The sequence below is a fragment of the Pseudonocardia bannensis genome (genome assembly GCF_012911875.1).
GTDB lineage: Bacteria > Actinomycetota > Actinomycetes > Mycobacteriales > Pseudonocardiaceae > Pseudonocardia > Pseudonocardia bannensis.
On sequence record NZ_JAAXKZ010000208.1, the window covers coordinates 1 to 5,118 of the forward strand.

General features: G+C 72.7%; 6 protein-coding genes. All 6 read right to left on the minus strand.

Annotated elements, in window-relative coordinates; all coding sequences use genetic code 11:
• Positions 1–154 precede the first annotated feature (154 nt).
• Positions 155–544, minus strand: a complete 390-nt coding sequence (rplL, locus tag HF519_RS29195; protein ID WP_169416193.1) for a 50S ribosomal protein L7/L12 — start codon at positions 542–544, stop codon at positions 155–157.
• An 80-nt stretch (positions 545–624) separates the two neighbouring features.
• On the minus strand, positions 625–1,227 hold the full coding sequence (gene rplJ, locus HF519_RS29200) for a 50S ribosomal protein L10 (protein ID WP_169416194.1): 603 nt from the start codon (positions 1,225–1,227) through the stop codon (positions 625–627).
• Between the two features lie 274 nt (positions 1,228–1,501).
• Positions 1,502–2,377, minus strand: coding sequence for a hypothetical protein (locus HF519_RS29205; RefSeq protein WP_169416195.1), 876 nt, complete (start codon positions 2,375–2,377; stop codon positions 1,502–1,504).
• Positions 2,378–2,421: 44 nt separating this feature from the next.
• Positions 2,422–2,955, minus strand: coding sequence for an Rv1363c family protein (locus HF519_RS29210; protein ID WP_169416196.1), 534 nt, complete (start codon positions 2,953–2,955; stop codon positions 2,422–2,424).
• 65 nt (positions 2,956–3,020) lie between these two features.
• Positions 3,021–4,250: an MCE family protein gene (locus HF519_RS29215; RefSeq protein WP_169416197.1), complete on the minus strand. Its 1,230-nt coding sequence runs from the start codon at positions 4,248–4,250 to the stop codon at positions 3,021–3,023.
• The coding region (locus HF519_RS29220; RefSeq protein WP_169416198.1) for an MCE family protein at positions 4,247–5,118 on the minus strand (872 nt) is incomplete at its 5' end. The genes HF519_RS29215 and HF519_RS29220, both read right to left, overlap by 4 nt.

The following is a 5,118-nucleotide window of genomic DNA, read 5'->3' on the forward strand; positions in this document are numbered from 1 at the left end:
GGGGTGGCCTCACTGCGGCTGGATCGGAGCAAGGCCACCTTGCTGTGACGCGGGACGGCGTGGCGCAGCGGGTGGGGTGGGTGGAGACGACGAAGGGCGGCACCCCTGAGGGGTGCCGCCCTTCGTGTGTTCGATGCCCGTGACGGGCGCCGGTTCAGCTCAGGCTGACCTTGGCGCCGGCCTCCTCGAGCTTCGCCTTGGCGGCCTCGGCGGCGTCCTTGGCCACGCCCTCCAGGATCGGCTTCGGGGCCGACTCGACCAGGTCCTTGGCCTCCTTGAGGCCCAGGCCGGAGACGAGCTCACGGACCACCTTGATGACCTGGATCTTCTTGTCACCGGCGGAGTCGAGGACGACGTTGAACTCGTCCTTCTCCTCGGGCGCCTCGGCAGCGGCGCCACCGGCGGCCGGGGCGGCCGCGACGGCGACCGGGGCGGCCGCGGTGACGTCGAAGGTCTCCTCGAACTTCTTCACGAACTCCGACAGCTCGATCAGCGTCAGGTCCTTGAACGCGTCGAGCAGCTCGTCGGTCGACAGCTTCGCCATTGTTGGCCTCTCTCTTCCTTAAGACGGGGTGATGCGGGTCCGGATTCGGACGCCGCGGTGGTGCAGTGCCGGGTGGGGCGTCAGCTGTCGCTGCCCGAGGCGGCGTCCGCGGTCGCGGGAGCCTCCTCGGCGGCCTCGGCGGGCTCGGCCGTGGCGGCGGCGCCCCCCTCGGCCTCGCGCTTCTCGACCAGGGCCTGGGCGAGGCGGGCCACCTGCGAGGCGGGCGCCGCGAACAGGGCGGCGGCCTTGCTCAGGTTGGCCTTCATCGCGCCGGCCAGCTTGGCCAGCAGGACCTCGCGGGACTCCAGGTCGGCCAGCCGGTTGACCTCGTCGACGGTCAGCACGCGACCGTCCATGAAGCCACCCTTGATGACCAGGCCCTTGTTGTCCTTGGCGAAGTCACGCAGGGCCTTGGCCGCGTCGACCGGCTCGCCCTCGACGAACGCGATCGCCGTCGGGCCGGTGAGCATCGAGTCCAGACCGTCCACGCCGGCGTCGTCAGCCGCCCGCTTGACCAAGGTGTTCTTGGCAACGCGGTACGTGGCGGTGGAGCCGAGCGACCGGCGCAGCGAGGTCAGCTGTGCCGTGGTGAGGCCGCGGTACTCGGTGACCACCGAGGCGGTCGAGCCCCGGAAACGGTCGGCGATCTCCTGGACCGCTTCGACCTTGTCAGGTCTCGCCATCCCTTGCCTCCTCTCGGGGTGTCAGTGCGGACCACCGCTTCCGACCCCGGAAAAGACGGACGCCCCGGCGCAGGGCGCACGGGGCGTGGCGGGCGCGAGCGCCCGGCTGACCTCGTCCTCCTGCGCGGGCCGCCCGCTGTCGCGGGACCTTCGTACGCCCCCGGGTGATCGCTCACCACGGGGCCGCAGACCTGCGGTCTTCGGTGGAACTGTCAACCAGCGTACGCCAGCCGCGGGCAGGCGGAGAAATCGACCCTCCCGGCCGCCCGGCGGCTCAGCGGCTCTGGACGTCCGCGATCTTCCATTGCCCGTCGACGAGCCGGCCGGTCACGGTCAGCCGGCCGGCAGCGGCAAGCTGCCGGGCGTCGGCGGCGCGGGTGGCCTGCTGGTCCATGAACACGAACACCGTGGCCCGGTCGCCCTCGATCCGCTGCACAGCCGACATGGTCACGGTCGCCGTCACCACCGCCTGCTGCTGCGGGGCGAGCTCGCGGACCTGTCCGAAGAGCCTGTCGAACTGGGCACCGAACTCCTCGGTGATCACCGCGCGGGCGTCGGCCTCGTTCTGGTCCAGCCGGGCGAAGTCGTAGGAGTAGACCCTCTCCAGGGCGTCGCCGAGCTGGCCGGAGACCTGGGCGGTCGCGCCGACGTCGACCAGCGCGGTGTTCTGCGCGGCGGGGGCGCCGCGCAGTTGCGCGTTCGCCACTGCCGCCACGACGGCGACGGCCAGCAGCAGGACGGCCGCGACCGCCATCAGCACGACGCGACGACTGCGCCACCCCGCGGTGTCGCCGGCCTCCGCGCCGGAGTCGGGCGTGCCGGGCACGGTGGTGTCGCCGTCCTCAGCGCCGGACTCCGCCTGCCCGTCGCCCGCCTGCCCGTCACCCGCACTGTCCGGACGTGGCTCGGCGGCAGGTCCGGCCGGAAGCCGCCCGGACCGCGTGGCAGAGCGACGGGCCTCGCGAACCGGCGTGCGAGCGGCGCCGTCGGTGTCGGCCGTGACGGAGGCCGGGGCCTGCTCGGCCTCCGGCTCCGCGGGCCGGCCGGTCTCCGCACGACGGTTCGGGCCGGGCTCGAGACCGGCGACCCGGCGGGTGCGCCGTGGACGGGCGGGGACGTCGGTGCGGCTGGAACGGCGGTACGGGGGCATTGCGGTCACCTCCTGGTGACGGGTCGACGGGTCGACGGGTCGCGTCAGCTGCCGGCGCCGGGCGCGCGGACGGGGGCCAGCTTGCTGACTTTCCAGCCGTCGTCGGTGCGGGTCATCTCCAGCTGCAGCCGCTGCCGGGTCAGGATCGGGTCCTGGCCCTCGGGCCGGACCGTGACGTCCACCCCGACCAGAACCCGTGCGCTGCCGGCCCTGGCGTCGAGCTCGGCGACCGCGGCGTCGGTCACCTCCGCCTCGGTGGCCCGCTTGGACTCGCTCACGAACGTCGCGTACTCCGCGCGGTTGGTGCGGAACTCGTCGAGCACCGAGCCGGTGGACGATTGCTCCCACAGGTCGAGGCCGGAGTCGACGTTGCGGTAGTCGAGTGTGTTGAGGTTGATCGCGGCCTGCCGCGCGTCGACGAGGACGACGTCGCGGGTGCTCGCGAGGTCGAGCGAGTCGTCGGTCAGCGCGAGCACCCACAGCGTGCCGAACACGAGCGCGGCCACCGCCGCGATCGCGAGCAGTGCGGCCGTGATCCGCGTCGGCGTCGGTCGCAGGCCCGCACGGGATCCGGGCACGGGCGGTCGCGATGGATCGAGGACGGTCATCGGGACTCCAGCCGTCGGGGAGCAGGGCCAGTTCGTCAGGGCAGCGGGTCGAGCAGGATCTGCGCCGGCGAGCTCATCGGGGTGGCAGAGTCGGGCGACACCGACCCGGCAGGCAGGGCCGGGTCTCCGACTTGCGCGTCCGCGGGCGGCATCGGGGTCTCCGCCGCGGGCACATTCTGCGCTCCCCGTACCAACTTCGGGGTGCCGGGGGGTTCTGCGCAGTACGCCTCCTCGTTCACCGGGGTGTCTGCGGTGTCTCTACCGTCGCGGTGTGTCGTGCCCTCGTACCCCTGGGCGCAGGGGAACGGGTCGAACACGTTGAGCACGAGCCCGAGGTGGCCTGTGCCGTCGCCGGGAACGGCGGTGAAGCCGTTCGACGTGATGCCCGGGAAGGTGACGAGGACCTGGCGCAGCCCGTCCTGGCGCGGCTCGGCGATCCGCGACACCGTCAGCAGGTCGGCAACCAGCCACGACAGCCCCGGTCCGCTCTCCCGCAGCAGCTCGGTGAGCTGGTCGGAGACCTGCGGACCGGTGGCGATGAGCCGGCGCAGGTCCGGGTCGGAGGTCTTGAGCTGGTCGGCCAGCAGCGCGAGGTCGCGGCTGAACGACCGGAACTCCTCCGATACGTCGCGCTGGGTGTCGAGCACGGTGCGGCCGTCGCGGAGCAGCGTCAGCGTGGGCGGGAGCGCCTCCACGGCGGCGGCGGTGAATGCGTTGCTGGTGTCGAGCAGCTTCTGCAGCGGAAGTGCCGTGTCGGCGAACGCGACGCCGAGCTGGTCGACGACGGTGCGCAGCGAGTCCAGCGGCACCGAGCGGACGAAGTCGTCCAGGCTCACCACGAGCTCCTCGACCGGTACCGGCGCCGAAGCGCGCCCGGCCGGGATCACCGACCCGGACTCCAGCACCGGCCCGCCGTCGGTGGCCGGCTGCAGATCGACGTACTGCTCGCCGATCGCGGACAGGTTGCGGATCTGGGCGTCGACATCGGCGGGGATCTCCGGCGCGCCCCTGTCGATGTCGAGCTGCACGTCGACGCCCTGGGCGGTCAGGGTCAGCGGACCGACGCGGCCCACGCTCACGCCGCGGTAGGTGACGTCGGCGCCGGTGAAGATGCCCCCGGAGTCGGGCAGCTGCACGTGCACCGGGTAGGTCGTCGCCCCGAAGATCCGGTCCAGCCCGCCGTAGCGGAAGCCGACGTAGCCGGTCCCGACGACCGCGACGAGCAGGAACGCGAGGAGCTGCAGCCGAATCCTCCTGGTGATCACCGGCCACCTCCGAGGAGCCCGCCGAGCAGCCCGCCCGATTCGGCCTCGGGCGTGGTCGAGGTCGCCGGCGGGTCGCCGGGCGCACCCGCCCCCGGCAGCGCGGGTCCCTGACCGAGCAGCGGGAAGTCCGGCGCCGGCGAACCCGGCGCGCCGAGCAGCGGGACGAGCAGCTGCGCGGTCGGCGGCAGCCCGGACAGCGGGCCGTCCGGACCGAGCACGGGCGGTTGGTTGGACCGCAGCATGTTCTCCAGCACCGTCTTCAGATCCAGGTCGGCCTTGACGTAGAGGTTGAGGTAGTCGCCCGCGAACCCCTCGATCGTGCCGTCGGTGAACGGGAAGGTGGGCAGGATCTCCAGCGAGTCGGGCAGGTCCTGACCGGACTCGGCCAGCTTGCGCAGCGTCGGGCGCAGCAGGTCCAGATCGGCGAGAACGTCGTCGCGACTGCGGTTGACCACGTCGGTGGCCACGCCGGAGAGCCGGTCGAGTGCCTGCAGCATGTCGACGAGCTGCCCGCGCTGCGCCTCCAGCTCCGCCAGACCCGGACCCAGGTCCTCCAGCGCGGTGGCGATCTGGCCGCGCCGGTCGTTGAGGGTGGCGCCGAGCCGGTTGAGGCCGTCGAGCGCGCGGGTGATCTCGGACTTGCGTTCGTCGAGCGCGCCCACGAGCTGGTCGAGATCGCCGAGCAGCGTCCGGATCTGCGGCTCGTTGCCGTCCAGGGCCTTGTTCAGCTCGGTGGCGATGGTCTTGATCTGTGCGACGCCCCCGCCGTTGAGCAGCATCGACAGCGCGCCGAGCACCTCCTCGATCTCGGTGGCGCGGCCGGAGCGCGACAGCGGGATCGTCGCGCCGTCGGTCAACGTCCCCGTGG